Annotated in this window: 25 protein-coding genes, 1 tRNA gene and 1 pseudogene; 8 read left to right on the top strand and 19 right to left on the bottom strand. The window is 66.0% G+C overall.

Annotated features, from left to right (window positions below; genetic code table 11):
• Positions 1 to 248 precede the first annotated feature (248 nt).
• From V3B30_RS15790 to thiS, 4 genes are all read right to left on the bottom strand, one after another.
• Positions 249 to 2,096, bottom strand: coding sequence for an SLC13 family permease (locus V3B30_RS15790; protein WP_100473739.1), 1,848 nt, complete (start codon positions 2,094 to 2,096; stop codon positions 249 to 251).
• 27 nt (positions 2,097 to 2,123) lie between these two features.
• The gene (gene trmB / locus V3B30_RS15795) at positions 2,124 to 2,858 is read right to left on the bottom strand and encodes a tRNA (guanosine(46)-N7)-methyltransferase TrmB (RefSeq protein ID WP_010481468.1); all 735 of its coding nucleotides are present in this window, start codon (positions 2,856 to 2,858) and stop codon (positions 2,124 to 2,126) included.
• A complete protein-coding gene (locus V3B30_RS15800; RefSeq protein WP_005418798.1) occupies positions 2,858 to 3,652 on the bottom strand; it encodes a thiazole synthase in 795 nt (264 codons plus the stop codon). The genes trmB and V3B30_RS15800 overlap by 1 nt, the downstream gene beginning before the upstream one ends.
• Positions 3,653 to 3,770: 118 nt before the next feature.
• On the bottom strand, positions 3,771 to 3,971 hold the full coding sequence (thiS, locus tag V3B30_RS15805) for a sulfur carrier protein ThiS (protein ID WP_087923463.1): 201 nt from the start codon (positions 3,969 to 3,971) through the stop codon (positions 3,771 to 3,773).
• Between the two features lie 207 nt (positions 3,972 to 4,178).
• Between thiS and V3B30_RS15810 the strand changes: the two genes are divergently transcribed.
• From V3B30_RS15810 to V3B30_RS15820, 3 genes are all read left to right on the top strand, one after another.
• Positions 4,179 to 6,032, top strand: coding sequence for an autotransporter domain-containing protein (locus V3B30_RS15810; protein WP_262083496.1), 1,854 nt, complete (start codon positions 4,179 to 4,181; stop codon positions 6,030 to 6,032).
• Positions 6,033 to 6,147: 115 nt separating this feature from the next.
• Positions 6,148 to 6,221 (top strand) — tRNA-Gly (locus V3B30_RS15815).
• A 238-nt stretch (positions 6,222 to 6,459) separates the two neighbouring features.
• Positions 6,460 to 8,385: an integrase arm-type DNA-binding domain-containing protein gene (locus V3B30_RS15820; RefSeq protein ID WP_329809750.1), complete on the top strand. Its 1,926-nt coding sequence runs from the start codon at positions 6,460 to 6,462 to the stop codon at positions 8,383 to 8,385.
• 27 nt (positions 8,386 to 8,412) lie between these two features.
• On the opposite strand, the gene V3B30_RS15825 is transcribed toward V3B30_RS15820, so the two are convergent.
• Positions 8,413 to 9,036, bottom strand: a complete 624-nt coding sequence (locus V3B30_RS15825; RefSeq protein ID WP_329809691.1) for a LysR family substrate-binding domain-containing protein — start codon at positions 9,034 to 9,036, stop codon at positions 8,413 to 8,415.
• Between the two features lie 104 nt (positions 9,037 to 9,140).
• On the opposite strand from V3B30_RS15825, the gene V3B30_RS15830 reads away from it, so the two are divergent.
• Complete coding sequence (locus V3B30_RS15830) at positions 9,141 to 9,440, top strand: helix-turn-helix transcriptional regulator (protein ID WP_025513322.1); 300 nt, start codon at positions 9,141 to 9,143, stop codon at positions 9,438 to 9,440.
• 23 nt (positions 9,441 to 9,463) lie between these two features.
• On the opposite strand, the gene mobH is transcribed toward V3B30_RS15830, so the two are convergent.
• Positions 9,464 to 11,308 (bottom strand): MobH family relaxase, encoded by a 1,845-nt coding sequence (mobH, locus tag V3B30_RS15835; RefSeq protein ID WP_329809692.1) that lies wholly within the window; start codon positions 11,306 to 11,308, stop codon positions 9,464 to 9,466.
• Positions 11,309 to 11,639: 331 nt separating this feature from the next.
• Between mobH and V3B30_RS15840 the strand changes: the two genes are divergently transcribed.
• Genes V3B30_RS15840 through V3B30_RS15850 form a run of 3 tightly spaced genes read left to right on the top strand, consistent with a single transcriptional unit; the run spans position 11,640 to position 12,699 of the window.
• A complete protein-coding gene (locus tag V3B30_RS15840; RefSeq protein ID WP_009618101.1) occupies positions 11,640 to 11,858 on the top strand; it encodes an AbrB/MazE/SpoVT family DNA-binding domain-containing protein in 219 nt (72 codons plus the stop codon).
• An 11-nt stretch (positions 11,859 to 11,869) separates the two neighbouring features.
• Positions 11,870 to 12,271, top strand: coding sequence for a putative toxin-antitoxin system toxin component, PIN family (locus tag V3B30_RS15845; protein WP_329809694.1), 402 nt, complete (start codon positions 11,870 to 11,872; stop codon positions 12,269 to 12,271).
• Positions 12,272 to 12,327: 56 nt separating this feature from the next.
• Positions 12,328 to 12,699 (top strand): DUF3742 family protein, encoded by a 372-nt coding sequence (locus V3B30_RS15850; RefSeq protein ID WP_329809695.1) that lies wholly within the window; start codon positions 12,328 to 12,330, stop codon positions 12,697 to 12,699.
• Positions 12,700 to 12,712: 13 nt separating this feature from the next.
• Here V3B30_RS15850 and V3B30_RS15855 read toward each other — a convergent pair whose 3' ends face one another.
• Genes V3B30_RS15855 through V3B30_RS15875 form a run of 5 tightly spaced genes read right to left on the bottom strand, consistent with a single transcriptional unit; the run spans position 12,713 to position 17,389 of the window.
• A complete protein-coding gene (locus tag V3B30_RS15855; RefSeq protein ID WP_329809696.1) occupies positions 12,713 to 14,236 on the bottom strand; it encodes a conjugal transfer protein TraG N-terminal domain-containing protein in 1,524 nt (507 codons plus the stop codon).
• 12 nt (positions 14,237 to 14,248) lie between these two features.
• Positions 14,249 to 14,599 carry a hypothetical protein gene (locus tag V3B30_RS15860; protein ID WP_329809697.1) on the bottom strand — a complete coding sequence of 117 codons (351 nt, stop codon included), beginning with the start codon at positions 14,597 to 14,599 and terminating at the stop codon, positions 14,249 to 14,251.
• On the bottom strand, positions 14,596 to 15,993 hold the full coding sequence (locus tag V3B30_RS15865; protein ID WP_287804839.1) for an integrating conjugative element protein: 1,398 nt from the start codon (positions 15,991 to 15,993) through the stop codon (positions 14,596 to 14,598). Before V3B30_RS15865 ends, V3B30_RS15860 begins: the two co-directional genes overlap by 4 nt.
• Before the next feature lie 11 nt (positions 15,994 to 16,004).
• Complete coding sequence (locus V3B30_RS15870) at positions 16,005 to 16,955, bottom strand: TIGR03756 family integrating conjugative element protein (protein WP_034036970.1); 951 nt, start codon at positions 16,953 to 16,955, stop codon at positions 16,005 to 16,007.
• Complete coding sequence (locus V3B30_RS15875; protein ID WP_034036969.1) at positions 16,952 to 17,389, bottom strand: TIGR03757 family integrating conjugative element protein; 438 nt, start codon at positions 17,387 to 17,389, stop codon at positions 16,952 to 16,954. The genes V3B30_RS15870 and V3B30_RS15875 overlap by 4 nt, the downstream gene beginning before the upstream one ends.
• 177 nt (positions 17,390 to 17,566) lie before the next feature.
• On the opposite strand from V3B30_RS15875, the pseudogene V3B30_RS15880 reads away from it, so the two are divergent.
• A pseudogene (locus V3B30_RS15880) lies at positions 17,567 to 17,883 on the top strand (DUF2958 domain-containing protein); the annotation flags it as partial.
• 1 nt (position 17,884) lies between these two features.
• Here V3B30_RS15880 and map read toward each other — a convergent pair.
• From map to V3B30_RS15920, 8 genes are all read right to left on the bottom strand, one after another.
• Positions 17,885 to 18,652: a type I methionyl aminopeptidase gene (map, locus tag V3B30_RS15885; RefSeq protein WP_034036967.1), complete on the bottom strand. Its 768-nt coding sequence runs from the start codon at positions 18,650 to 18,652 to the stop codon at positions 17,885 to 17,887.
• Positions 18,649 to 18,861, bottom strand: coding sequence for a ParD-like family protein (locus V3B30_RS15890; RefSeq protein WP_034036966.1), 213 nt, complete (start codon positions 18,859 to 18,861; stop codon positions 18,649 to 18,651). The genes map and V3B30_RS15890 overlap by 4 nt, the downstream gene beginning before the upstream one ends.
• 449 nt (positions 18,862 to 19,310) lie before the next feature.
• A complete protein-coding gene (locus V3B30_RS15895) occupies positions 19,311 to 19,844 on the bottom strand; it encodes an AAA family ATPase (protein ID WP_034036965.1) in 534 nt (177 codons plus the stop codon).
• A 5-nt stretch (positions 19,845 to 19,849) separates the two neighbouring features.
• Positions 19,850 to 21,226, bottom strand: coding sequence for a CoA transferase (locus tag V3B30_RS15900; protein ID WP_034036964.1), 1,377 nt, complete (start codon positions 21,224 to 21,226; stop codon positions 19,850 to 19,852).
• Positions 21,227 to 21,324: 98 nt separating this feature from the next.
• The gene (locus tag V3B30_RS15905) at positions 21,325 to 22,575 is read right to left on the bottom strand and encodes a RhtX/FptX family siderophore transporter (protein WP_034036963.1); all 1,251 of its coding nucleotides are present in this window, start codon (positions 22,573 to 22,575) and stop codon (positions 21,325 to 21,327) included.
• Position 22,576: 1 nt separating this feature from the next.
• Positions 22,577 to 22,981, bottom strand: coding sequence for a cupin domain-containing protein (locus V3B30_RS15910; protein ID WP_052191031.1), 405 nt, complete (start codon positions 22,979 to 22,981; stop codon positions 22,577 to 22,579).
• A complete protein-coding gene (locus tag V3B30_RS15915; protein ID WP_161793681.1) occupies positions 22,978 to 24,588 on the bottom strand; it encodes a PepSY-associated TM helix domain-containing protein in 1,611 nt (536 codons plus the stop codon). The genes V3B30_RS15910 and V3B30_RS15915 overlap by 4 nt, the downstream gene beginning before the upstream one ends.
• Before the next feature lie 64 nt (positions 24,589 to 24,652).
• Positions 24,653 to 26,764 carry a TonB-dependent siderophore receptor gene (locus V3B30_RS15920; protein WP_329809700.1) on the bottom strand — a complete coding sequence of 704 codons (2,112 nt, stop codon included), beginning with the start codon at positions 26,762 to 26,764 and terminating at the stop codon, positions 24,653 to 24,655.
• Positions 26,765 to 26,852 lie beyond the last annotated feature (88 nt).

Genomic DNA, 26,852 nt, shown 5'->3' on the forward strand with positions numbered 1-26,852 from the left:
ATCAATGGGTATCCAGAGATTCATCCACCGACAGATCGACGGAAATTGTCGAAGGCGGGGTGGGGGGGGGGGGGGGGGGGGGGGGGGGGGGGGGGGGGGCCGCCCCACCCCCCCCCGGGGGGGGGGGGGGGGCCCCCCCCCCCCCCCCCCCCCCCCCCCCCCGCCCCGCCATCCCCCAGGAAACGAGCTTTTGACGTTGACGTTGCTTCTGCAGGTGCAGGGCGCAGCCCTGCCAACAAACCCCAACCTCAGAACATCAGGTTGATCATCAACACCACCACGCAGGTGTAGATCAGCGACAACGGTCCGCCGACCCGCCACATCTCACGCGGGGTGTAGTTGGCCGGGCCGGTGATCATCGAGATCACCGGGTTGGAGGCCGTCATCAGGTTGTTGGATGCCGACAGCGCCACGATCAGCGCGAACGCGGTCGGGTTGCCACCCGCCGCCAACGCCAGGTTCACCGCGATCGGCACCATCACGATGGTCGCGCCCACATGGCTGATCACCAGCGAGAACGCCGTGGTCAGCAGTGCCAGCGCCACTTCCAGCACCCACACCGGAATGCCGGTGGGCAGCTTGTCGATGGTGTGGCCGGCCACCCACGCCGCCGCGCCACTGGAGTCCATCGCCCAGCCGAGCGGAATCAGCCCGGCCATCATGAACACTGTCTTCCAGTTGATCGAAGCATAGGCCTCGTCCATGCGCAGCACGCCGGTCAGCAGCATGCCGGCCACGCCGGTCATCAGGGTCAGCGCCACCGGCAGCTTGCTGGTCAGGGCGATCAGGATGGTCAACGCGAAGATCGCCATCGCGATCTTGAACTTGTGCGGGCGCTGCTCGCCGGTCGGGTAGTCGGTCACCACCACGAAGTCGCGGCTGCGGGCGGCCTGCGCCAGGTCGGTCCAGATGCTGTGGAACACCAGCATGTCGCCGGCGCGCAGCTGCACGTCGCGCACGTCCTCGCGGATCACCTGCTTGTCGCGGTTGATCGCCAGCAGGCTGATGCCGCGCTCCTTGCGCAGGCGCAGGTCGGCCGCGCTCTTGCCGATCACATTCGAAGTCGGTGGCACCACCGCTTCGGAAATACCGGCGCGGCTGGGATTGAACAGGTCGCCCAGGTGCTTCAGGCGCGAAGACATGCGCAGGAACTGGTTCTGCGCGAAATCGCTGATCTGTTGGCGAGGGCCCATCGCGCCGAGCACGCTGCCGACCCAGATGCGCATCTCCGCCGGCGGCGCCAGGCGGGTGTCGTTGCCGGTTTTCAGGGCAAGCAGCAGCGGCGCATCGTGCAGGTTCTCGGCCTCTCCCAGGGTCATGCCGACCAGCGGGCTTTCAGCGCTGACCACCAGCTCGAACACATCACCTTCGATGCCATAGGTCTTGGCAAAGTAGCTCTCGGTGCGCGCCGGGGTGACCCCGTCGTTGACCAGGTTCTCTTCCTCGATCAGCTTGCGGTCGCCGTAGTAGCGGAAGTACAGCAGCGAGGCGACCAGCAGTGCCACACCGATCGGCAGCGGCGCGAACATGCGCAGCGGCTCGATGGTGGCCAGGCCCGAGGGCAGGTTGTTGTTGGCCGAGGCCAGCAGATCGTTCAGCAGGATCAGCGGCGAATTGCCGACCATGGTCAGCGCGCCGCCCATCACGATCGCCGCCGAGATCGGCAGCAGCAGCCGCTGCAGGGTCAGCCCGGTGCGCGCTGCCAGTCGCGAGGCGACCGGCAGGTACAACGCCATCACCGAGGGGTTCTGCATGAAGGACGAATTCAGGCCGGCGATGGCCGTGGTCATCATCAATAGCCGCTGCTCGATGCCGTGTCCGCGCCGCAGCAGCCAGGCGGCCAGCCGGTTCAGCGCCCCGGTGCGGTCCAGGCCCGCACCGAGGATGGTGGTGGCGATGATGCTCATCACCGCGTTACCGGAGAAACCGCCGAAGATTTCCTCCGGCGCGATCAGGCCGGTGACACCGAGCACCACCAGCACCACCAGCGCGACCACGTCGGCGCGGATGCGCTCGAACAGGAACATCGCCATCGTGAAGCCGACCAGCCCGAGCACGAGCTTCATGTCGTTGGTCAGCGTCAGCGCGGTATCCATGTGGGGCGCGGTGTCCTCAGGCGATCGTCAGGTGCGGTCGTACAGCAGGTCCCAGACACCATGGCCGAGCTTCTGGCCGCGGGTCTCGAAGTGGGTCTGCGGGCGCCAGTCCGGGCGCGGCACGCTGCCACGCGGGCCGGCGCGGTTGACCAGGCCGGCGGTGGCATCGAGCACGTCCCACATCTGCTCGGCGTAGTCTTCCCAGTCGGTCGCGCAGTGCAGGCGGCCACCCGGGCGCAGCTTGCGCACCAGCAGTTCGGCGAATGCCGGCTGCAGCAGGCGGCGCTTGTTGTGTCGCTTCTTGTGCCACGGGTCCGGGAAGTAGATGCGCACTTCATCCAGCGCGCCATCGGCGATCTCGTTCTGCAGCACTTCCACCGCATCGTGGTGGTACAGGCGCACGTGGTCGGCGTTGTCGTCGGCCAGTGCGTTCAGCAGCCGGCCCACGCCGGGCGCATGCACTTCGATGCCGATGTAGTCGCGCGATGGGTCGTGCTGGGCGGCGAAGCGCAGCGCGGCACCGTTGCCGAAGCCGATCTCCAGGACTTTGTGCGCGGGGCGGCCGAAGGTGGCGTCCAGGTCACGCGGCTGGCCGTTGTAGTCGATGCCGAAGCGTGGCCAGCGTTCGTCGAACGCGCGCTGCTGGGCAGGGGTGAAACGGCCCTGGCGCAACACGAAGCTGCGCACCTCGCGGCGGCCCTCGCTCACGGTGAAGGGCTTGGGCGGGGCCTTGGAACCGGCGCTGTCGAAAGGATTGGTCATCAGCCGATCAGCCCATCCACCGGGGAGGAGGCGCTGGCGTAGCGCTTGCGGGGGATGCGACCGGCCAGGAAGGCCTCGCGGCCGGCCTCGACCGCCTTGCGCATCGCGCTGGCCATCAGCACCGGGCTGCGGGCACCGGCGATGGCGGTGTTCATCAACACGCCGTCGCAGCCCAGCTCCATCGCGATCGCCGCGTCCGACGCGGTGCCCACGCCAGCGTCGACGATGATCGGCACCTTGGCGTCTTCGATGATCTGCAGCAGGTTGTACTTGTTCTGGATGCCCAGGCCCGAGCCGATCGGCGCGGCCAGCGGCATCACCGCAGCGCAGCCGATCTCTTCCAGGCGCTTGGCCAGGATCGGGTCGTCGGAGGTGTAGACCATCACCTCGAAGCCATCCTTGACCAGCTGCTCGGCCGCCTTGAGGGTCTGCATCACGTCCGGGTACAGGGTTTTCTGGTCGCCCAGCACTTCCAGCTTGGTCAGGTTGTGGCCGTCCAGCAGTTCACGGGCAAGGCGGCAGGTGCGCACCGCGTCCTCGGCGGTGTAGCAGCCGGCGGTGTTGGGCAGGATGGTGAAGCGCTCCGGCGGCAGCACGTCCAGCAGGTTTGGCTCGCCCGGGTTCTGCCCGATGTTGGTGCGGCGGATGGCCACGGTGACGATCTGAGCGCCAGCGGCCTCGGTGGCCAGGCGGGTTTCTTCCAGGTCCTTGAACTTGCCGGTGCCGGTCAGCAGCCGCGAGCCATAGGTCTTGCCGGCGATCACCAGCGAATCGGGGGAGACATGAACGTTCATGGCGCGATTATCGCTTATCCGCCTGAAGATGGGGTCACGTAGAGGGCGGGGTCGAGTGTGGGGTCAGATCCCTTTGCCACCGGCAAAGGGATCTGACCCCTGAACACCCGCGCAGGCCTCAACCCCCGCCCAGCGCGTGCACGATCTCCACCACGTCGCCTTCGGCCAGGACGTGCTCGCCATGGCGGCTGCGGCTGACGATCTCGCCGTTGACCTCTACCGCCACCCGGCGCTGCAGCAGCTGCTCGGCCAGCAGCAGGTCATGGAGGGTCGCCGAAGCGGGCAGGGTGCGGGATTCGCCATTGAGCTGGATGTTCATCCGTGCATTGTCGCTGATAGCCCGCCGGGATCGGAACGTTTGCAATTTGAACCGGACGCCAGCTCTGGCACAGCGTGTTTTCACGTGGTGGGGCGACAATCCATGCGGCGGCGCAGCGTGAGCAAAATGCGGCGCAGTGAAACCATTCACCGTGCGCCGGCGTACGTCCGCCGGGTCCTCAACGATTTCCCCACAGGAGTTTCTTACATGCTGCTCAGCAAACGCCCGATCCGCACCCTGATGGCGGCCGCGATCGCGCTGGCCGCGCTTCCGGCCATGGCAGGCGAATCCCCGTATTCCAGGGCCGTGTTCTTCGGCGACAGCCTGACCGATGCCGGCTATTTCCGCCCACTGCTTGATCCGGGCGTGCAGCCGGTCACCGGCCAGTTCACCACCAACCCGGGCTGGGTATGGTCGCAGCAGGTGGCCAACTACTACGGCGTCAACGGCACGCCCAACGGCAATGGCCAGAACGGTGACAACTACGCCGTCGGCGGCGCCCGTGTATCGGCCGACGAAGCGGGTGGCCTCGGGGCCATTCCGTCGCTGAAGTCGCAGGCGAACCGTTACCTTGCCGCAAATGGTGGCAAGGCTGACGCCAATGCCCTGTACACCGTCTGGGGCGGTGCCAATGATCTGTTCGCGGCCACGCGCGCAGCGGCCGGCGGTGCATCGCAGGCCCAGGTGCAGGGCATCATCGGCGCCGCGGTCACCGACCAGATCGCGCTGGTGGGCGCGTTGAAGCAGGCCGGTGCCCAGTACGTGCTGGTGCCCAATCTGCCGGACGTGGGCATCACTCCGCAGTTCCGTGGCCCCAACGCCGCCGCCGCCACCGCACTTTCGGCCGGTTACAACAAGGCCCTGTACGGTGGCCTGAAGCAGGCGGGCATCGAGTTCATTCCGCTCGACACCTTCAGCATCCTGCGCGAGGTGACTGCCAATCCGGCCATGTACGGCTTTACCAACGTCACCGGCACCGCCTGCAAGATTGACCCGGCCAATTCGACGCAGAGCATCATCGGCTGCAACCCGACCAGCTACGTCAGCCCCGATGCGGCCAACACCTACCTGTTCGCCGATGGCGTGCATCCGACCACCGCCGGCCATCAGCTGCTGGGCCAGTACGCCATCTCGGTGCTGGAAGGCCCGCGCCTGCAGCAGGTGCTGAGCCACTCGGCACAGACCATCGGCCGCTCGCGTGCCGACCAGGTCAGCATGCACCTGGGCGGTCGCCCGGCTGACGGCCTGTCCTGGTGGGGGGGCGTGCGGGGTGACCTGCAGCGCTACGACCACGCCGATCTGTACGACGGCCTGGCCCCGGCCGGCCTGTTCGGCATCGACTGGGCGCGCGACGGCATGGTGTTCGGCGGGTTCGCCGGCTTCGGCCGCCTCAATGCCGACTTCGGCAACAGCCGTGGCGACTTCACCCAGAAGGACACCACCGCCGGTCTGTTCGCCGGCTGGTATGGCGACCGCATCTGGGTGAACGGCCAGGTCAGCTACACCTGGCTCTCCTATGACGTGAACCGCAAGGTCCAGCTGGGCCCGGCCACCCGCGAGCACGGCGGTTCGCCGGACGGCAGCAACCTGACCGCCGCCCTGAACGCCGGTTACGAGTTCGGCACCGAAGGCGGCTTCCGCCACGGCCCGATCGCCTCGGTGATCTGGCAGAAGGTGAAGATCGACGGCTACACCGAAAGCGCCGCGGCCGGCACCCTGGCCACCGCACTGGGCTACGACCGCCAGAACGTCGATTCGACCGTCGGCCGCATCGGCTGGCAGGCCCGCTTCGATGGCGGCACCGTCAAGCCGTACGCGCAGGTGACCTACGATCACGAGTTCGAGGACACCAAGCAGGCCAGCGCCTGGCTGCAGACCCTGCCGGAACTGGGCAACTACCGCGTGCCGGGCCTGAACTTCGACAAGAACTACGCCACCGTCGTGCTGGGTGCGCGTACCGAACTGTTCGGGCTGCAGAGCAACTTCGGCCTGAGCGCTTCGACCGGCCAGAAGCGCGCGCAGGACGCCACCCTGTTCGCCAACTTCAGCGGCACGTTCTAAGCGGCAACCGCCGGGGTCGGATCCCTTTCCGCAAGGAAAGGGCTCTGACCCCTCGCGGATGCGATGGCCACCATTGCGCAACACCGGCCGCTCCGCATAGACTTTCACCTGTAATGCGGGCGTAGCTCAATGGTAGAGCTGTAGCTTCCCAAGCTACTGACGTGGGTTCGATTCCCATCGCCCGCTCCACTTCAACTTTCCATGGTGTTCCAAGGAAGTCCATGGAGTGCTGCAAGTCATTGTCACGGTTCGGTTTTTCCAGAAAAGCCGTTCCAGTGATGTCCAGCGAAATCCACTGACGGCCGGCCCAAACTGGTACAAAAAGTGGCCCAAACAATGCGCGAACTTCCCCCGCCGCATTGTTGCTGGAGGAGCCGGGACCCGATGGGAAACATGGCACTCAACTCGCTTTCATGGAGTTGGGATCATGCTTTCAGACCTCATGGCCCGGCAGGCCAAGTCCACCGGCAAGCCATACGCACTGGCCGACTTCGACGGCCTCTATCTCTACGTTTCCGCCATCGGCACCAAGGCTTGGCACTTCCGCTATTCGTGGTTTGGAAAGCGTGAGCGCATCACCCTAGGCAACTATCCGGCGCTTTCCCTGAAGGACGCCCGTGCGCTTCGCGATGAAGCCCGGTCGCTGCTCGCCAAGGGCATCAATCCCCACAGCGAACGCAAGCGCAAGCGGCACGCGATCGTCCTGGCCGGCGAGCACACCTTCATGGCCGTCTACGAGCAATGGCTGGCCCATCGCCGGCTCTCGCTGGAGGAAGGACGGCAGACCAGCCTGGAACAGATCGGCCGCGTCTTCAAGAAAGATGTGTTCCCCTCGCTGCGGCACCTGACCATCTACGAGATCACCCGCGCACACCTGCTGGACATCATCGGCAAGGTGGAAAAGCGCGGCTCGCTGTCGGTGGCCGAGAAGCTGAGGACCTGGTTCACCCAGTTGTTCACCTACGCCACGGTGGCGATTCCCAACATGGGCGATAACCCGTCCAGAGACCTGGAAGTGGTCGCACTGCCGTTGCCGCCAGTCGAACACAACCCGTTCCTGCGCATGCACGAGCTGCCGGTCATGCTGCAGACACTGCGCAAGTACCGCGGGCGCCTGAACACGCAGTTGGGCATCCGGCTGCTGATGCTCACTGGTGTGCGCACCGGCGAGCTTCGCTTCGCCACGCCCGATCAGTTCGACCTCGACCGGGGCCTGTGGGTCATCCCGGTGGCCAGGCTCAAGCAGCGCAAGCTGCTGACCAAGAAGAAGCGCAAGCGTCTCATCGACATCCCGCCCTACATCGTGCCGCTGTCGGTGCAGGCGCAGGAGATCGTTCGCCACCTGTTGGACCAATGCAAGCCTGCCCAGGTCCATCTCATCCCAGGCGACTGGTGCCTGAAGAACCCGATCAGCGAGAACACGCTCAACGCCGCGCTCAAGCGCATGGGCTACGAGGACCAGCTCACGGGGCATGGCATCCGGGCGACGATCTCGACGGCGCTGAACGAACTCGGCTACCCGAAGAAATGGGTGGACGCCCAGCTATCGCATGCCGATCCAGACAAGATCAGCGCGACCTACAACCATGCCGAATACGTCGAGCAACGCCGCGTCATGATGCAGGACTGGGCCGATCGCCTGGATCTGTTCGAGCAGAACCAGGTCGAGGTTGCCAGCCGGCATCTGACCATCACGCTTCAGGGCCTGCCGACCATTGCCGGCCAGGCGACCGTGCAGCCGCCGGTGGTCGACCTCACCGCGCCGCAGCTGATCGTGACCGCGCCGACGCCCGAGCAACCCGAAGCGCCGGCATCGGTGCAGCGGCTGTCGGCCGTGCGCATGCCCGAGTACGCGCGGCCGCGCCTGTCGGAGGTGCAGCGCGAACGCCTGCAAGTGCTGGAGACCTTCGAGGCGCCGCACAACCTCTCGGTGGCGGACTACGCCAAGCTCGCGGGCAAGTCGCGCCGCTGGATCACCTACGAGATCCAGGCCAGCAACCTGCTGTCGATCCACATGGGGCATCGCGGGCAGCGCGTGCCGGACTGGCAGCTCGATCCGCTCAAGCGCAGGCTGGTCCAGTCCGTCCTGAAGCAGCTGCCACGGGGCATCGACACCTGGGACATCTACCACGCACTCCTGCGCTCGTACGAGGCTCTCGGGACACGGCCGGCCGTCGAAGCCGTCAACCCAACGAACCTGCATCTTGCCGCGCGGCTGGTGGCCGCACAGTGCATGCAGGCGAGCGAGCCAGTCGTGACGACCGAGTTCCCTGAGCAGGTCCGGCAAAGCGTGCAGCGGCTGGTGCGCGAAGCCGTCGCTGCCGATGCCGCCGAAGTGACGCCGGGAGACTGATCGAGCCAGGGTCGCGCCGAAGTTCGGTCAGGCGCTTGCCTGGAGCGCTTGGAAGAACGGCTCCACGCGGGTGCTGTCCGTATTTCGACGGCTCAGGAAGTACGTGGTGAGCATCAGCGCGCCCTCTTGCAAGGGACGCTGGACAACGCCAAGGGCACGATGGCCCTCGATGCGGGCGGCGGGTGCCAGGCAGACACCGTAGCCGGCGGCCACCAAGGTCATCATCAACCCGAACGATGTGGCCGTCGTGACGGTCGAGGGGACGACGCCGGCCACCGTCAGCAGTGAGTCGATTTGCCCACAGTAGCCGACACAGTCGCGCCCATCCAGGGCGATCCAAGGGTAGTCGGCCGCCTGCTCCAGGGACACTGACGCGAAGGCCAGCAAGGGGTGATGGGCCGACACGGCCAGTGCCAACGCATCGCGCCAGACGGGACGGACATCGATGCCCCCAGGGGCTGCGGGCGATTGGCAGAGGCCTGCCTCGAAAGCCCCCGCGAGCAGTCCTCGATGCTGATCCTCCAAGCGCTCTTCGTGAAGACGAATCGGGTTGTCCGGATAGCGCCGACGATGTTCCGCCATCGGTACCGACAACCTGGGATAGGCCAGGCAGTCCGACAGGGCAATGTTCAAAGGATCGGAAGCGATCATCGCGTCACCCGCACAACGCCGACACTGGAAAAAAACGCGTGCTGTCGGTCAATGAGATAAGTTTAACGTGGTTTAAATTCGCTTGACACGTGACGCTTCTGTTGATGCAGAAGCGATCGGTGCAACGCGGGAGACCTGCGGGAACAAGAACCTATGAAAGCGAGCCAGCGCGCGCTTTCGGCGTTGCCGTGCGCGAGGCCCGGTCCGCGCAGGGGCTGGCGCAGGAGGTGCTCGCGGAACAAGCGGGCATCGCCCGGTCGCACATGGGCAAGATCGAGCGCGGCGAGCACATGCCCACGCTGGTGTTGATCCTGCGGATCGCGAAGGGCCTGGGTTGCTCGGCCGCGTCACTGATGGCCGCAACCGAATCGCAACTGGCCGAGGAGCAGGACACCACCGAATAGCCCGGCAACGCAGGCTTGGCCGGTCAGTCATCCGGTCGCAAGCATGCGGCATGCGTTGTGCCCGGGGGCGCTGAATTCCGCGCCAAGGACAGGTAGGGGTTGTCCGGCGGGACTTCCGCGAACAATGTCGAAGGCGCCATCAACAGATAGCCGTGCAACCGCCGCGACTTGCGCGGTCCGGTAACTTCGCAGGTCCAGATGTTCAGGCCGCTGTCCTGTTTACGGTGCAGCCCCAGCTTCTCGAAGCGCTTCTGCACCCATTGCCAGTCGTGCAGATCGTCTTGCCGGGCCAGCACCTGGATCTCCGGATGTTCCTGCACGTAGCGCTGGAAAACGCCGGGGCTGACCAGGTACGCCGTGCCATCGACGGTATGCACCAATGCCTTCGCATCGTTGATGATGAGCTTGCGCGATTCGATGCCGTGCTTGAGCCAGGCGATGAAGTTTTCCCCGGACGGCGTGGCCCTCGCGGGAGCCGGCATGGCGGCAGGACTGGTCGGCGCCAAATGAGCCTCTGGCACAGGTGCGGCGGCGGATGGTGATGGTGGTTCCGCGCTGGCGGACGATGCACTGGTGGTGGCTGCGTCGGACGCATCGAGCACCGACAGCAGATCGGAGACCGGGTCCGCGATCCCGGCCGGGCAATCCGCCACTCCAGGGGGCGGTGAGGTGGCCGGGATGCCGGCGGAGGCCGGCGCTGCCTCATCGCCAGGGAGGGCCTCTTCCGTCGTGACCGTGCCGGCGAACGGTGCGGGACGCTCGCCCGACTCCCAGATCAAGGCCGGCGACAGGCGCAGGAAGGTAAAGCTGTGCGACCAGCCGGTGCCGCTCGTGACGGTAGCCCGCCAGATCGCCTTCCCATCCGGGGCGGGCTGCACGATGCCATGGTCCTGGAGCACCGTGAAGACGGCGGTGTTGTTCGACGGAATGCCTTCGATGCCCTGCGACAGGAGGTGTGCGCGCAGCTTGTCGCTGACTGTCTTGCTGACGAGCCAGAGTGCCTCCGGGGTCAGCCACCCATCCGACGGGCCGCCAGGCTGGTTCAGCTTGAATTCCTCGCGCAGCAGGTAGCGCAGACCATCCAGCAGCTTGCGCTGCAACGCATGCTTCGGCGCCGCCATCGCCCTGGCCGGATCACCGCCGAGCGCCAGGGCCACCGATGCCTGGTCAGCCTTGACGACCAGCTCTCCCAGCGTGCCGGCATGCTCGTACTGACCCGCCAGCACGTACAGCAGCGCCGACCACAGGTCCTGGTAGTCGCTCAGCCAGTCGAGGATGCCGGCATCGAGCACACGGGTGTAGAGCAGTCCCGTGGCGGCGCCATGCAGCCGGTACTCGCGATCCGTCCGGTAACGAAAGCGGTACGGCTGCCGCAGCGGCCCGTGCCAGGGGTGCCAGACCAGGCCATCGGCCTGCTCGACGTGCAGGTCGACCGCGATCTTGCCAATGTCGTGCAGCAGCGCGGCGTAGGCGGTCCCGGCGGTCCAGGCCTCGGCTTGCGCGGCCTGGGCCTCCGGCGAGGCGCCGGCCGGAAGCAAGTGGGACTGCCTCAGTTTGAGTGCGTAGGCCACGATCTCCAGGCCGTGGTCCAGCATGCCGCCCGGCCAGGCATGGTGATGCGCCTCCGAGGCCGGGAACTGCTGGACCAGTTCGGCGTAGCGCTCCAGCGGCGCCAGGTACAGCGAGCGGAACTGCCGACGCGACAGCGAGGTGCGCTGCCAGATATGTTCCAGCAGCCGCCGCCGGTGCGGCTCCGCCAGCAGCGATGTGGCCGACTGCGGTGGCGTCAGCCCTTTGGCAGGCTCGACAGGTGGTGGCGCGGCGGCAGCGGCCAGCGGCACCCGTTTGCGCTGGAACAGCGAAAGCATGGCGACATCCTGGTGATGGGCTGGCCGGAGGAGCCTTTTGGCCTTTTCGGGTAGGGCCTTTCCCCTTGAGGCCATTCCCTTGCTCCATCCCCAGCCCTTTGGCCTTCGACAAGCCCTTTGATATAGGGGCAGTTGGCTTCGTGTGCCGCAATCAATGCGGAGCCGGTGCGCTCCAGGATCGGGCGGAACAGGCACTGTGTTTTCACCGGATCAGGCCGTTTCAACCGGCGCTGAAAGCGCAGCAGGCCCTGAAACCCCTGCGCCCGAAGGCATGCTTGTCGAGAATGAAGTAAGGAAGTAAGATTTCCTTTGAAACTTACGGAGGCCTCCCATGCTTGCCAAGCTCACTTCGAAAAATCAGATCACGCTGCCCAAGGCGGCCGTATCCGGCGTGGATGCGGCGGAGTACTTCGACGTGACTGTCGAGGGCGGCCGGATCATCCTGACGCCCGTGCGGGTCCAGAAGGCCCAGGCCGTGCGCGAGAAGCTGGAGCAACTCGGGATCACCGAGCAGGACGTCGAGGATGCCGTGGCCTGGGCGCGGCGCTGATGCGCAGGGTCGTGCTCGATACCAACATCGTGCTGTCGGCGTTGATCTTCAATGCAGGACGCCTTGCCTGGATACGCCATGCCTGGCAGCAACAGCAGTTGCAGCCGCTGGTCTGCCGGGAGACGGCCAGTGAACTCCTGCGCGTCCTGGCCTATCCCAAGTTCAAGCTGTCGACCTCGGAACAGCAGGAGTTGCTGGCGGACTTTCTGCCCTACGCCGATGTGGTGGAACTGCCGGCGCCATGGCCAGACCTGCCGGTCTGCCGCGACGAGAAGGACCAGGTGTTCCTGGTGCTCGCGCATGTCGGCAAGGCGGATGCGTTGATCACGGGCGATGCGGACATTCTCGCCATGCGAGAGGACTTTCCTGGCCTGATCATGACCGCCGAAGCATTCGCGGCGCGGCAGGCATGAAGGAGAACGGCACGGCCTTGCCCAACGACCGTGGAACGACCATGAGGTAGCCAACCATGAAGCACACCGCACGCATGACCACCGCAGCGCGACTCGGCCGCTGGCTGGGCGGTGTATGGGGCGGTTGCCTGCGCGCGGAGCGTCGGGTGCATCAGTGGCTGATGGCGCAGGGACTACCGGCAGGCGGTGCAAGGGTGCTGATCTGGGTGGTCAAGCTGGCGACCCTCGGGGTGTTGCTGTACGTCGTGGTCTGGGCGGCGCTGTTGCTGGTCGCTCTCGCTGTGGCAGCCAGGATGGCGGAGCAAGCGCCGCAAGGTGACGATGATTTCCTCGGACGCAAGGCCGAAGAGCTGGATCATCGCGAAAGCCTGTTCTACCACCCTGCGTCGTACAACGATGATCCTGACCCGCGGTTTGAAGACGACTGACTCGCGATGGCCCCTACCTTTTCTTGGCTGCACTGATCAGCATGCCCGAGCCTTTACTGCCTGCCTGTCCCGCATCGCGAGTGCCCGTACCCAGTCCTTGCAGAACATTACCAGCCCTGACCCCTGCCCAAACCAATGCCGTCATCCAGAACCCCGGCAAGATCAAGAACATCGTGGCCATCACGAAGTTCAGCAGCATGTCTCCGAAGGTGTTGTTGAGGCCCACCAGCGGATCGAAGTTCGTGTGCGGCCGGTTCCAGCCCCACCCCCAGCCGTAGAGCGCATCGAGGATCGTCGAGTCGATCCAGCGGGCGAGCTGAAACCAGAATTCGGTGAAGAACAGCGCGAACTGCACCACGCTCACCGTGACCACGGTCTTGAGGTCATAGGTGCCGATCAGCAGCACCAGCGGGATGCAGATGACCAGCGCCATCTTGAGCAGGGACAGCACCATCGGCAGCGCCTGCCGCACCACGTCCATCGCCGGGAAATAGCCCAGTGATCCGACGGTCAGCCCCACGTCGCTGGCAGCGCGGGTGACGATGTTGGGCAGCGTCATGTCGATCTGGCCACCGTAGTCCGTGTAGACCGCCCCCCGGTTGAGCTTCTGTTGCCGAGGGCTCGCGACGGCGCGGATCACCGAGTCGTTGACCTCGGCCTGGCTCAGGAAGCCCGCCCAGCCGGCCAGTCGCGTCAGCAGGTTGGGATCGACCTGGGCCAGCAGTCGTGCCCGCAGGCCCTGGCCGCCGTCGGACCACCACTGCCGGCAGGTCGGGTAGCCGCCCCCGCCGGGCACCTGGGCCAGGCCGGCGTCGCGCGTGGCGTCGAACGGCCAGGCATCGCGCGGTGTCCTGGAGCGGTAGCTGTCGTAGAAGCCGGCCGTGTCGACGAAGTAGCTGGAGCCGATCCAGGTGACGTCGTGCATCTGCTCCTCGCTCAGGCTGGGCCGGGTCATGAACAGCTTGGCGCGGGCGGGGCCATAGCAGTCGCGGGTGAAATCGCTGACCTCCTGGGCCAGCACCGGGTCGTCGATGCGGGTCGCGTCGATGTCCATGCGGATCTGCCGCAGGTCGGTGCCGCAGGGAATGGCCGCGACCGAGGCGCCGGTGATCGCGCGCGAGATCGCGTGCATGGCGAACCACCACACCGGCACCTTGGCCGACTGGTTGTTGATCGTGCTGAACGATTGCGACCAGCCCGTATCGGTCGGCTCCGGGACATTCACTTGGCATTGGGTCGAACGCGAACGGTCGTACTTGATGGTGTTGAAATCGACGTCGATGAAGGGGATGCCCGCGAACATGATCACCAAGATGGCGACGAAGACGCGGTTCTCGATGCGGGCCGAGGACAGCACCCCCTTGTTGCCCTCGTCCGCGCCTTCCGCGCGGGCCTTCAGCCATTCCTGGATGACGATCGCCAGGAATGGGACGGCGAACATGCCGCTGGCGACCAGCACCGACCAGATGCCGTTGTGGACCACCCAGGACACCAGCGTCAGGTAGTACTCCAGGTAGTCGGTGGTGAACAGCGTCATGGCGACCCCGCGCTACCGTGCCTGCACCAGCAGGCTGGCTTCGAGAGCAATCACGGCGACGATGGCCGCAACCTCCGCGCGCAGCAGCCGCAGCCCGGCAGCGCGCTCCGGTTCCCGAGCGCGCAGGCGACGGCGCATCCAGAGCCAACCCCAGGCGGTGACGGCGTAGAGCAACAAGCGCCAGGCCAGGAAGGCCCCGGATTGCGCCGCCATCCAGCGCTGCCAGCCCTCGATGCTGCCCGCGATGCGGATGCCGACCACATTGACGGCGGTCGCGGCGATCAGCAGCGACACCGTCCATGCCAGCACCAGGATGGCACGCCGGCTGGACAGCCAGCGCAGGCACCGCACCACGGTATTCATGGATGGCTTCCGCCGGACGGCGGCCGCTGCAGTTCATCGACCCGATTGCGTACCGGGTCGCCTTCGTAGATGCCACGCGCACCGGCGGCGCGGGTGCTGTGGCGCTGGATGATCGCCATCGGCGAGTTGCCGGCCAGTTCCCGGCGCAGTTCCAGTTCGGTCTTCAGGTTGTGAATCTCGCGATCGAGGATGTCGCTTTCGTGGGTGACGGCCTTCTGGGCCAGTTCGTTGGCGGCCACGTTGGGCTCCTTGCGCCCGGTCAGCAGCGTGCGTTGCAGCAGCAGCGCCTTCTCCAGCACGCTGGCCAGCGCGACCTCCGAGGCCAGGCGCCGAGCCAGGATGTCCTGGTCCGTCTCGTCGCGAAGGGCCTCGATCACCCCACGGGTGATGGGCAGCGACGCGCTGCTCGCAGCCTGCAGGTTCTGCGCCGTGGTTGGACGGCTGCCGGCGACCAGTTCCTGCAGGGCCTGCAGCTTGTCCTCGTATTCCTCCTGGATCAGCGGGGTCAGGCCAACGCCCGGCGTGGTGACGGTCTTGGTGCATGCATCGCAGGTGCGCTGTTCCTGCTCGCCCAGCACGCGAACGGCCCAGGCCGCGGCGGCATCGGGCGAACTCCAGGTCTGGCATGCCAGGTTGCCGCCGCAACTGGCTTGGGGAATCGAACTGGCATCGCCGACGCCACGGCCGTTGAGCAGGTTGTAGCCGGCGCGGGTCACGTCGCCGACCACGCGCACCGGACGTTGGCCCGCGCCGCCGGCGTTGTCTCCGCCGACCCAAGGAACGCCATTGTTGCCACGGTTCGCCTCGGCGTCGTCGATCGCCGAGACCGCATCTGTGCTCGCGACGGCCTGCTTCAGCGCCATGCCTTCGGCGAGCTGGTCCCAGCCGAGCTGCCCACCCGCCATGTCGGCCATGCGGTTGGCGATGGCACGGCAGGTCAGCTTGCTGCGATCGAAATCCAACCTGGCTTGCAGCACCCCATTGGTCAACAGGTTGTACAGCCCTGGATCGGCGCGCTGGATGATCAAGGCGGGCAGCGACGCCACGGCAGCGGTGGCGTTCTGGATCACCGAGGACATGATGGCCTGGAAGCCGTTGGTGATGCCGTTCAACTGGTTCTGCAGCGTGGTGGTGATGCTCATGTCGCCACAGATCAGGTTGCTGTTCCAGCCGACGCCAACGCCGATGGAGTGCATGTTGGCCGCACCGCTCATGGACACCGCGCGGCCGCCCCCAATGCTGTAGAGCACGTCGTCGCCGATCACGCTGCCCTGATGCTGGACGCCGTACTCGTTGACGCTGGTCTGCGCCCCGGCGCTGGAGTAGCTCAGCGCTGCGACAACGGCCAATGCGACGCAAAGAAATCGACGGGCATTCGGCGATGGAGTCGTCATGGCATCGGGCCTCACAGGAAATCGACGCTGCCGAGGAACACCTGGCCGCGGCGCTGGCAGCAGCTATAAGGGCGCCACAATGCCCAGGCGTAGTCGCCTTGCCGGGCCTGCACCTTGGCATTGCCGTGGGGGAATACCGCGCAACTGCTGGACAGCGTTGGGGTCAGCTCCTGCCACTTGCCCGTGGCGGCATCGGTTTCCATCAGGGCGCCGGCCGGCCAGTAGCCATCGCGCGAACTGGCGAGCAGCGGTTGGTAGACGTGGATCTGGTTGCGGCGCGTCACGATGTCACCCGCGCGCTGGGCGACCACAGCTGCGGCCTTGTGGTCATCCACCTGGTGCATGAAGCCGCCACGCGGATAGACGTTGCCCCAGAGATTCATTGCCGTGCGCGTGCCGATCTCGCGCCGACCGGGAATCAGTGCTTCCGGATACAGCGCCTCGGGGATGTTGTAGCGCCATGCCAGCGTGTCGAGCGTGCTCAGCAGATAGGGCATGAAGGCTGTGCCGGCGCCCTCGCAGGTGTAGCCGGACGCGCTGGCGAACTGGCTGAACACATGGCCACCGGGATGGCCGATGACGTCGGCGTTCTTGAACTTCGCCAGGTTGTTCTCGTGATCCTCGTTGGTGGTGCCGTCGCCGCCGGCCTTCGCGGTCGGGTTCGGCAGGCTCATCGCCCGCACCTCGATCCAAGGGTTCTCGCCGGTGTTCGAGTAGCTCGACACCACGGCATCCGGGATGTAGTGGCGCACCTTGACCGAGGTGCGCACGGTGCATCCCGTCCAGGTGCAATAGAGCCAGTAGCAGATGCCGGTGACGCGGTACTCCAGGCAATCCGGCGACAGGGTGGAGGCCACGATGGTGGCGGTGTTCAGTGCAAAGGACGATGCGGAACACCCCAGCAGCAGCGCTGCGGTGGCCAACCGCTGGCGCCGGGATGGCGCGAACGGACGCCTCGTCATGGCTGCGTCCTCCGGTATTGGTCGATGCGTGCTACCGCACGGGCCACGTCCGTCTCGCCATAGAGCACGTATCGGCGATCCACCACGATGGCCGGAACCTTGAGGACGCCAAGGCTCCAGGCGTCGGCAATGCCCTGGTAGGCGGTGCCGATCCTTCGCTGCAGGTCTGTACCGCCCAGCTTCAGGCGTTGCTGGACGATGGCGCTGGCGCGCTCAGGATCGGTGGGCAGGTTGTCGGCCAGCTCCGCTTCGAGCACCGCGGCCGCGTCCAGGATGAGGTGTCGGTCAGCCTGGCCATGGACCGGATGATGCGAGTCGGTAACGACCCATACTTCCGCCGCGGCGGCGCGGGTGGCCAATGCCAGGATGGCAATGCCCGAAGCAAACCATGCTGAGCGAGCGCGAGCGGCATGAGGAACAGCGCAAGAGTCCATGAGACAACACCGGAGGGAAGCCGATCCGGTGACAGTCGAACCGAAACCCGGCCTCGACGCGACAAACAAACCGGAGACCGCCTCGCCCCGTTTTCACCATCCCTGTCCGCCCCGACTCGCTGATCGGACCTGCGCGCTTGCCAGAAGCTGACTGTGTGCAGTGGATGGGTATGGGCCGATCCGGCCCCGTGGCCCAAGCTGTTCACATCGGGCGCCGATGTGGCTTGATTGCTGACCGAGATTGATATCGGCGATGACAACGACCACGCATTTGGCTTTTGCGACTTGGGCCTGGGGCGCCGGAAGTCGGCTGCGTCAGTCTCGGCGAACTGGCGACGGTGCTCGGCGGGCTGGGGCTGCTGATCGAACGCGACCTGTCGTTCCGTGCCGAGAAGCGATTGCGTACCTATGCGCACGATGTGCGGCTGGCCAGGCGGATCGTTGACTCACTCGGCCCTTGGATCACCGCAAGGTGCTCCTGTCCACTACATTGAATCAGTGCAACGCCTTTTCGCCCGGGCGCAGCGTCAAGACACGCACACCGCTCGCAGTGACGGCAACGGTATGCTCGAACTGAGCCGACAGTTGCCCGTCGCGCGTGACGACCGTCCAGCCGTCGTCCTCAGTTCGAACGGCACGCCGTCCTTGGTTCACCATCGGCTCGATGGTGAACACCATCCCTTCCCGTAGCGCCAGACCCGTTCGCGGTTTACCCCAGTGCAGCACTTGCGGCTCCTCGTGCATTTCACGGCCGATGCCGTGGCCGCAGTATTCCCTGACGATCGAATAGCCATTCCTGCGGGCATGCCGCTCGATGGCGTGGCCCACGTCGCCGAGCGTAGCGCCCGGGCGGACGGCCTGGATGCCTTTCCACATCGCTTCATAAGCCACTTGCACGAGTCGCCGCGCCGGCTGTGACACCTCGCCGACCAGATAGGTCTTGCTGGAATCGGCGATGTAGCCGCTCTTTTCCAGCGTGATGTCGAAATTGACGATGTCCCCGTCCTGCAGGATGTCCTCGGCGGAAGGAACGCCGTGGCAGACCACATGGTTGCGGGAGGCGTTGAGCGCGTAGGCGTACCCGTATTGCCCTTTGCTGGCCGGGCGTGCGTTGAGTTCATGGACGATGAGGTCATCGACCAGATCGTTGACCTGCATCGTGGACATGCCGATCAGGTTCAATCGGTCAAGATGGCCGAACACCTGAGCCAACAGCCGGCCCGACTCGGCCATCAGCGCGATTTCTTCTGGGCGCTTGGTCATGCCGACCCCATCTTGATGGGGTGCGCCACAACGCCCGCGGCCTGCAGTTCACGAGCAACGATATCGTTGAAACTCTGTGTCGGGTTCATTTCGCAGAGCATGCCGATCCTGATCCAGAAGGCCGCCTGCGCATTGATCGACCGGCACGACACCGCGCTTGCCTTGCGCAATTGGTCATGCAGATCGTCGTCGATGTTCACGATACCCATGTGTTTTGGACTATATGAAACATATATGAATCATATAGTCCGCCTGGCTATGGCGCAAGTGAGCCGATGATGTGACCAAAGACTGGAGCATTGATGTCTGGGCGTTTCCGGCCAAGAAACATGGCTGGTCGCGCTATCGTGCTATGCATCAACCCCCTGCCGGGTTTCGCCCCTGTCGGGCTTCCATCGTTCCCTCGCTTCGCTCGGCTAACGCCTTCGGCCCGGCTTCCTAGATCCGGGGCTGGGTGCTTCGGTTGCCGTGTAGCCAGCGCTGAGGGAAGGCCGTTGCCATGTCCAGCCGTCTCCTCTGACTTCAACACCTTGTCCGCGACTGTTGCCCGTGTCCGTGTCATCGTATGCTCATCCCACAACCGTGCCCGTGAGTGTGCATGCTGGGGGGCCGCGTTCGGATCGACAGCCAAGGCGGCCGCCACAAGTTGGTCTCGCCTTCAGCAGCGATGAATCGCTTGGAGAACGAAGTCGGCCCGCTCGGCCACACTGGCGCGCGGAAGCAACCTGACTTCGTAGCCGAGTGCCCGGTAGGTTGCATCCAGGTGGGCGTACTCCGCCTCCGCCTCGGGAAAGCCGTGCCGCCGCGCCTCGTCGGCGCCATAGATGTCCGGCCAGGGCGGTGCGAGGAACACGAGCCGCCCATAAGGGTGGGATTCGCCCAGGCTTTGCGCCAACGGTACGCCGCAGAGTCGTTGAAGCGCTGCAGCGGCGTCGATCAGCCCTCGGTCGAAGAAAACCGGACCAGCGTCCCGTGCCGCGCCTTCGAGATCCATGGCGGCGACGCTCAGCGCCTCGCGCAGAAAGGCCGCCATGTCGGTCCATGGCAGGGCGTTGCCGCCCTGTCGAATCTGCTCGGCGATGATCCTCCGCCCGGGTTCGGCGACGGTCGCATGACCACGCCGCTGCAGTTCCCCGAGCAAGGTTGACTTGCCACCGCCGGAGCACCCCGAAATGACCACCTGAGATGACATCGACGTCACCAGTACGGCGCATCGTTGCCCGGCGGCACCGACGGTCGCGCATAGCCGGCCGGTGTTCGCGCCAGTTGCGCGCTGGGGCGCACGGCGCGCAACTGGCCGAAGCTGGAGGTTTCGTCGGCGAGCCAGGGGCTGAGGTCTGGCCTGCCGGCCCGCAGGCCATCCTCGATGCGCCCCAGCCCGCGCAGCCAGTGCCCGGTCTGCGCCAGCGACACCTGCACGTGCCAGCTTCCCCCTTCGCGTTGTTGTCGCCACAGCGCGGCGGCGGCGCCGAAAGCCATCAGGAAACCGCTGGCCTGGTCGAGGATCTGCATCGGCAGCGCGCGCGGTTTACCATCGCCCGCCGCTTCGCCTTCGGCGTGGTTGAAACCCATCGCCGTCTGCACCAGCGAATCGAAACCGCGCCGGTCGGCCCAGGGCCCTTGCGGGCCGTAGGCGGTCAGCGACATGGCGACGATGCCGGGCCGGCGTGCAGCCAGGGCCTCGGGCGAGAAGCCGAGCGCGGCCAGGCCGCCGGGCCGGTAGCCCTGCGAGAACACGTGGGCGTCTTCCACGAGCCGCCACAGCGCCTCGCGACCGGCCTCGGTGCGCAGGTCGATGTGCGCCGAGCGCTTGCCGCGGCTGGTCTCGGCGATGGCGGCGATGTTGGGCAGGCTCGGTGAATTGACCAGCATCACGTCCGCGCCGAACGAGGCCATCGCCCGCCCACCGACGGGGCCGGCCAGGATGCGCGTGAGGTCGAGCACGCGCAGGCCGGCGAGCGGCAGGTCGTCCGCCGCCAGGGCAGGCAGCGAGCGCGGCGGCGCGTCACCGATCCGGGTGATTGTCATCAGCGGTTGCGCGGCCAGGGCTTGGCCGTGGGGCGTGGTATCCCACTCGGCGAAGCTGCGCAGCGCCGTGGCCACCAGCGCGTGGTCGGCCGCGGCCTGCTCGAAGTCCAGCGCCTTCCAACCCAGCAGGGCCTGCTCGGCGTCGGCGCGTGTGGTGGTTGCCGGATCCAGATCCAGCAGGCGCAATGCGCCGTCGCGGTGGTGCCGGAAATTGGTATGGACGCGCACATAGCCATCGGCGCAGCGGTACAGGCCGGCGAACGGGTCCCACAGCTCGGGCTCATGGCCGTCGAGCGTGAACCAGCCGGTGCATTCGGCGGCGGCGTGGGCCATGTCCACGGCGACCCGCTGGCGCGGAGCATCCCGGGCATGGCCCAGTTCGCAGGCGGCGAGCGCGGCCGCGGCAATGCTGGCCTGCGCGGCGGTGCCGACGGCGAAGGACGAGGGAAACACCGGGTCTTGTCCGGTCAAGTCGATCCAATCCAGGGCTTGCGATGGCAGTCCGGACAGCGGCCATAGCGCGCTCAGCGCGTCACACGAGTTCATCGAAGGGGCTCCTTACAGGTGGTTCGCCTGCCCAATCGACATTCCACCATGCCAACAGTGATTCGCCGCCAGCCTGTTCTGCGATCGAATAAGCAGGCTCACGATCCCGGGGCGTGGGATCGCCTCGCACGACGCGAGCGCATCATCCAAGCGGTCGCAAGCATGGTCAGCACCGCCAGCCCGAGGCCCAGCAGGAACCCTTCTTTGTAGCCCACCCTCGCGGCCAAAGCGATCAGGAACGAGGACGCCATCGTTTCGCCGAGGTCGCGCGCGCTTTGCACCATCGTCATGTCGGTGCCGGCCTGGGTGCGTCGCCGGCAGAAATTCATCGCGGCGGTCATGATCGCCACCGAGGCACAACCCGATCCGATGCTGGCCAGCACCGTGGCCATGACGACAGCGGTCATGGGCATGGCCGGCGTCTGCGTTGCGAGCCAGGCCCAGGTCACGGCCGACAGGCCAGCGCTGGCAATCCCGAACTGGAACGCGGGCCAGGCCCCGAACCGATGCACGAGCCATGCGCCGCCACCGCACCCTACCAGGATCGTGAACGCGCCTCCCAGCATGCCGACCTGGCCAACGCGGGCCAGCGGCCATTGCGCATCGACCAGCAACAGCTTGCCCAGGCCGTGACATGCCACCACGGTGATGGCGGACAGACATGCCGCGACGACCAGCGCCCATGCATTGCGGCCCGATCGCAGGAAGTGCCATTGACTGGCCTTGCTGGTTCTTGCCGCCACTTCGAGCGCCTGTGGTTCGCGCCATGACAACGTGAGCACCAGGCTCGCGGCGATGGGCAGGACCAGTCCAACGATGGCCCAAGTCAGTCCGAGCATCCCGTAGAGCATGAGAAAGACCGGACCGCCGTAGAAGAAACCCACCATGGTGCTGGCCACTTGAATTGCATTGGCCATGGGCAGGGATTCGGTCGCAAACTGCTCCGCGACGAGGGCATCCGTGGCCACATCCTGGGTGGCGCTGGACAGCGAGGCGGTCACCGCCAAGCCCAGGATCCAGGGCAGCGTCTGCGCCGACAGGCCCAGCAGGGCGACCGCAAGCAACGCCGCCAGTACCAGACCTTGCATGGGCAGAATCCAACTGCGGCGGCGACCGGTGCGTGGGCTCCAATGATTGTCCACCCATGGCGCCCAGAGCCATTTCAGCACCCAGGGCAATCCCACGAGTGGCAGCCAGGCCAAGGCCTGCAGGTCCGTGCCGGCATGCCGCAGGGAGGCGGGCATGGCTTCCATCGCCAGGCCGAAAGGAATGCCCTGGGATACATACAGGCAGGCGATCAGAGGCCAGAGCCTGGCGGGCGTGCGCGAGAACGATGGTGATCCGCTCATTTCAGCGTTCCGAATCTCGTTGCCGATGCTCGCTGTCGGTCGCCGGTGTCACGAACAGCAATTGCCCTGGCTGCACCACTTCCAATCGGTGCCAGCATCCTTGGGGAACGACGAGGGAATGCCCGGCATCGACGTGCAGGCGCGTTTCCTCAAGGGGCGTATCCAGCACGACGTCGATACAGCCTTGAAGCACCGTGAGCATCTCATCGCCGCGGGGGTGACGTTCCCAGTGACTGCCATGCACCGAGATGGAATCACTGAAGGCGCGGATGCCGATGATCCAGTCGGACTTCACGCGGCCACGTTCGCTGAAGGGGACCAACTGCAAGGCGGAACCGGGTTGGAGCACTGCCAGTGTGCGAGTCAGGGAAAAAGGTTTCAGCATCTGGGTGGGATCGATTTTCATGGTGGTGTTTCCAGTTTGCGGGCGGTGCCCCAGAACGCGATGGCGCTCGACAGAAGCAGGACATTGATCGACAGGGCTGGCCACGGCGCTTGCCAGGCGCTACGCCATTGGGTTGCAAGGCTGGCTGCGGCCGCCACAGCGAGAAGCGCCGCAGCAAGCTGCAGCAATGTGGTGGGCAGTCGTGCGCGCCATTTCCCCGGCAGCAGGCAGCAAATCAGCGCACCCGCCCAGGTCAGCCCGAAGCCCATGGCCTGCCAGCGCTGGCGCGACGGCCATGAGTCAGGCGTCAACGCCGTGATGGCAAACATGGTGCTGCAGGCCAGCAGCAGGCCGAGGGTCATGCCGCTCAGCCATGGCCGCAGGTACTGAGCGGAGCTATCGCTGGCGTGTCGCCTGAGCCAAAGCCAGGTGCCACTGCCCGCCAGCACTGCGCCGGCCAGGCCCGCCAGGGCATGCAGCCAGCGGCTGGCCGCATCGGCATAGCGGGCAAAGTGCAGGGGCTGGATGGCGATGAAGCCTTGCGTGAACGGGCCCTGGTTGGCCGCGCTGTCGTGCCGCAGCAGGCCCAGGTCCGTGAGTGCATAGTGATAGCGTTCGAAGATGGCCGTGCTCAATTGCCAGCGCTGCGTGCCGCGCAGCGTGGCGTAGGCATGCGCGTCGCCCCAGTGGTGGACACTGATGCCCTGGACACGAAAGTCGGGATTCATCTGACGATGGCGCAGCATCAATTCGTCCATGCTGGCCATGGGCGCACGATGCCCGCTGGCCGGGCGCGCATAGGGTTGCATCAATGCCTGCATCACCTGGCCCGGCTTGTCGGGGAAGGCAAGCGGTGCCAACTGGACCGTGGCCAGCGCCCCGAGTCCCGAGAAGACGCCGGTGACCGCGATCAGCAACAGCAGCGGCGCCAGCCACAGGCCGAACAGCCGGTGCGCATCGTAGGCCGCGGTACGCAACACGGCTCCCAGGCGCAAACGCCACAGCGTGCCTTCCTGCCGGGGATGCAACACCACGCCGCCGACGACCAGGGCGCCCAGCGCAAACCCAAACAGGCTCACGAAGACGCGACCGGGGAAGCCCGCGAAAAAGGTGTTGTGCAGGCGGGTGACGATGCCGGTCAGGTCGCCATGCACGGCAGGCACGGGTGGCACAGACAGGGTTGGCGCCGGGCCTGCCCATCGTTGTTGCGACCGCATGGGTTGAACGTGCCATGGCCCAGGGCCGGCCTCGGGCCTGTCGAACTGAAGTGAGTCTGCCTCGGGAAAGGCTGCCAGCGCCTGCGCGAGCAGGTCATCCAGCCCGATGGGGGCCTGGGCAAGCTGCCGTTCGGTGGGCATTTCCCAACTGCGCAGTTCCGGCTTCAGCACCGACAGCGCACCGCTCAGGCAGATGACGAAGAGGACGCCGCCGAGCATCGCGCCCATCCAGTGGTGGCTGATGGACACCGCCCTGCGCAGTGGCAAGCTGGCCGGACGGCCAGCCACCAGGCCGACCGCGAGCAGCGCGCACTGCGTGAGCACGGCGCAGAACAGCCCTGCATAGAGGCGATTCAGTGGATCGGAGCCGGGCCCAAGGCATGTCATCCCGACGGCTACGCCGATACTCACCAGCGGTGCCACGACCAGTAAGAGCAGTCCTCGCGCCCGGCCATTGAAACCGGAGGGCCGCATGTCAGTACTGCGCTCGCAGTGTCAGCATGACGCTTCTCGGTTCCCCGTAGCGGTTGTTCCACTGCGGGCCGGAGAGGCTTTGGTAATAGCGGCGGTCGAACAGGTTGTTGAGATGCAGGGCCGCACTCAGGTTGCGGTTGATACGGTAGCCCAAGCGCGCGCTGACCAGCGCATAGCCGCCCTGGCGCAGCGTCAGGCCACCCGACTGCACGGTATAGGCGCTTTGTGCCTGCACGCCCATGCCGGCGCTGAGGCGGCCGCCGTCCCAGGGAAACGCATAGTTGGCCCACAGGCGTGCGATGTGCCTGGGCGTGAAGCTGGCGAAGGCCTGTCCTTGCGACTGGGCATCCTTCAGATACTTCGTGGTGTTGTAGGTGTAGCCGAACGAGAGGTCGAGACCAGGCAGCGGCCGGCCGCTGATCTCGGCTTCCACGCCCTGGCTTTCCACCTCACCGCCACTGATGTAGAAGCAGGCCGTGCCGGCGCACGGGTACGCCGGGTCAACCTGGGCGCGATTGCGCTGGCGGATGTTGAAGAACGCCAGGCTGGTGTTGAGCTTGCCATCCAGCAACTCGCCCTTGATGCCCGCTTCCAGGTTGGTGCCCTTGACGGGATCCAGCGTCTTCCCGTCCCAGGTCGTCTGGGTCTGCGGCTGGAAGATCTGCGCGTAGCTTGCGTAGAGGGACCACTGGGGAGCGATGTCGAGGACCACGCCGCCGTAGGGCGTGAGTTCGTTGCCCAGTTTGGTGGACGTGCCTGCGCCTTCCTGTTTCCAGCGGCTCAGCCTGACCCCGGTGATCAACGTGAGAGGATCGGCCAGCGAGAATCGGCCCACCGCATAGAGCCCGGACTGCGTCGTGCGGGTCGGGCCACGGGACGCGTAGGGTCCGATGCCGGGTTCGGGCACGCTGCCGGGGTCCCAGTCCCAGACGTTCACGGGCTGGTTCACCGGCGTCAGGAAGCTTGCCGAGAATTGCTCCAGGCTCGCGCGCTGGTAGTTCCATCCCAGCGTGGCCTCGTGGCGTCGCCCCAGGAGCTGGAAGGGGCCATTCAGGTAGCCGTCGATGCTCTTCTGGTCGTTCTCGAACTTGTAGGCCCCACCAGTCAGGCGCGGCCCCGCGCCCGTGGCGGGGTCGACAGCCCCGTTGGCGCCGGCGTACTTCAGCGTGGAATCACCGTTCTGGTAGTTGACGGACAGCTTGGCGGTCCACGCATTGCCGAAGGCATGCTCGATGCCGCCGAACACGCGGGTGGTATCCCAGTCGAAGCGATCCCAGTCCACGTCCAGATAGGTGGAGCGAGGCAGGCCGATGTCGGAGCCGTCCTTGTAGAACGGCACGCCGGCCATGTTGGTGGTGGAGCGGATGCGTTGCCGCTGCAGGCCGACGGTCAGCACCGTGTCCGGCCCCAGGTCGAGATCGGCCGTGCCATAGACCGAACTGGTCTTCTGGCCGGCGACGTCGTAGAAGAAATCGCGATCCTCGTGGTTGGCAACGATGCGGGCCCTCAGGCTGCCGCTCTCGTTGAGCGGGCCGCCCACGTCGACCAGGCCGCGATAGCGATTCCAACTGCCGGCCGACAGCTCGCTATTCGCCAGGAACTCGCGCGGAGCGCGCTTGGGAACGAGGTTGACCGTCGCGGCCGGGTTGCCCGATCCCTGCATCAGGCCGTTCGCGCCACGCAGGATCTCGACGCGTTCGTAGATACCGGCATCCTGGGGCGGGCTGGCCATCTGCCCCATCTGGATGGGGACTCCGTCCTGCTGGAACGAGTCGATCTTGAAGCCGCGAGCGTAGTAGCCGGTGGTCAGCAACTGGTACGGTTGCACCGTGATGCCGGGGGCGTGCTGCAGGACCTCATCCAGGCTTTGCAGGTTCTGCTGGTCCATTCGTTCGCGCGTGATGATGGTCACGGACTGGGGCGTTTCCCTCAGCGTCTGCGAACCCTTCAGCAGCGAGGGCGTGGTTTCCCGGTCGGCTGTCACCGTGACGGTGTCCAGCTGGCTGATTTCGGTGGTCGATTGTGCGAAGGCACCTGGTGGGAGCAACAGCAAGGCCGACAGGCTGGAACAACTGCTCGCGCGCAGCCATCCACGCGTTCTGGAGATAGGCATGGTAAGGACTCAAAAGCAACTGGGAATCAATTGCATTGAGTCTAGGCATCGCGCAGCGCTGCCAATGGCGCTGGCCGGTATTCTTCTG

Origin of the sequence: Stenotrophomonas sp. SMYL41 (assembly GCF_036319965.1) — a bacterium.
In the GTDB taxonomy this organism is placed as follows: Bacteria; Pseudomonadota; Gammaproteobacteria; order Xanthomonadales; family Xanthomonadaceae; genus Stenotrophomonas; species Stenotrophomonas maltophilia_R.

Excerpts from the sequence above, each read along its gene's own strand:
- V3B30_RS15920 (WP_329809700.1), bottom strand. The coding sequence starts at position 26,764 with ATGCCTATCTCCAGAACGCGTGGATGGCTGCGCGCGAGCAGTTGTTCC.
- V3B30_RS15895 (WP_034036965.1), bottom strand. The coding sequence starts at position 19,844 with ATGTCATCTCAGGTGGTCATTTCGGGGTGCTCCGGCGGTGGCAAGTCA.
- V3B30_RS15905 (WP_034036963.1), bottom strand. The coding sequence starts at position 22,575 with ATGAGCGGATCACCATCGTTCTCGCGCACGCCCGCCAGGCTCTGGCCT.
- V3B30_RS15865 (WP_287804839.1), bottom strand. The coding sequence starts at position 15,993 with ATGACGACTCCATCGCCGAATGCCCGTCGATTTCTTTGCGTCGCATTG.
- trmB (WP_010481468.1), bottom strand. The coding sequence starts at position 2,858 with ATGACCAATCCTTTCGACAGCGCCGGTTCCAAGGCCCCGCCCAAGCCC.
- V3B30_RS15830 (WP_025513322.1), top strand. The coding sequence starts at position 9,141 with ATGCAGAAGCGATCGGTGCAACGCGGGAGACCTGCGGGAACAAGAACC.
- V3B30_RS15850 (WP_329809695.1), top strand. The coding sequence starts at position 12,328 with ATGAAGCACACCGCACGCATGACCACCGCAGCGCGACTCGGCCGCTGG.
- V3B30_RS15890 (WP_034036966.1), bottom strand. The coding sequence starts at position 18,861 with ATGGGTATCGTGAACATCGACGACGATCTGCATGACCAATTGCGCAAG.
- V3B30_RS15870 (WP_034036970.1), bottom strand. The coding sequence starts at position 16,955 with ATGACGAGGCGTCCGTTCGCGCCATCCCGGCGCCAGCGGTTGGCCACC.
- mobH (WP_329809692.1), bottom strand. The coding sequence starts at position 11,308 with ATGCTTTCGCTGTTCCAGCGCAAACGGGTGCCGCTGGCCGCTGCCGCC.
- V3B30_RS15855 (WP_329809696.1), bottom strand. The coding sequence starts at position 14,236 with ATGACGCTGTTCACCACCGACTACCTGGAGTACTACCTGACGCTGGTG.
- V3B30_RS15860 (WP_329809697.1), bottom strand. The coding sequence starts at position 14,599 with ATGAATACCGTGGTGCGGTGCCTGCGCTGGCTGTCCAGCCGGCGTGCC.
- V3B30_RS15910 (WP_052191031.1), bottom strand. The coding sequence starts at position 22,981 with ATGAAAATCGATCCCACCCAGATGCTGAAACCTTTTTCCCTGACTCGC.
- V3B30_RS15820 (WP_329809750.1), top strand. The coding sequence starts at position 6,460 with ATGCTTTCAGACCTCATGGCCCGGCAGGCCAAGTCCACCGGCAAGCCA.
- V3B30_RS15810 (WP_262083496.1), top strand. The coding sequence starts at position 4,179 with ATGCTGCTCAGCAAACGCCCGATCCGCACCCTGATGGCGGCCGCGATC.
- V3B30_RS15825 (WP_329809691.1), bottom strand. The coding sequence starts at position 9,036 with ATGATCGCTTCCGATCCTTTGAACATTGCCCTGTCGGACTGCCTGGCC.
- map (WP_034036967.1), bottom strand. The coding sequence starts at position 18,652 with ATGACCAAGCGCCCAGAAGAAATCGCGCTGATGGCCGAGTCGGGCCGG.
- V3B30_RS15800 (WP_005418798.1), bottom strand. The coding sequence starts at position 3,652 with ATGAACGTTCATGTCTCCCCCGATTCGCTGGTGATCGCCGGCAAGACC.
- V3B30_RS15790 (WP_100473739.1), bottom strand. The coding sequence starts at position 2,096 with ATGGATACCGCGCTGACGCTGACCAACGACATGAAGCTCGTGCTCGGG.
- V3B30_RS15900 (WP_034036964.1), bottom strand. The coding sequence starts at position 21,226 with ATGAACTCGTGTGACGCGCTGAGCGCGCTATGGCCGCTGTCCGGACTG.
- thiS (WP_087923463.1), bottom strand. The coding sequence starts at position 3,971 with ATGAACATCCAGCTCAATGGCGAATCCCGCACCCTGCCCGCTTCGGCG.
- V3B30_RS15875 (WP_034036969.1), bottom strand. The coding sequence starts at position 17,389 with ATGGACTCTTGCGCTGTTCCTCATGCCGCTCGCGCTCGCTCAGCATGG.
- V3B30_RS15840 (WP_009618101.1), top strand. The coding sequence starts at position 11,640 with ATGCTTGCCAAGCTCACTTCGAAAAATCAGATCACGCTGCCCAAGGCG.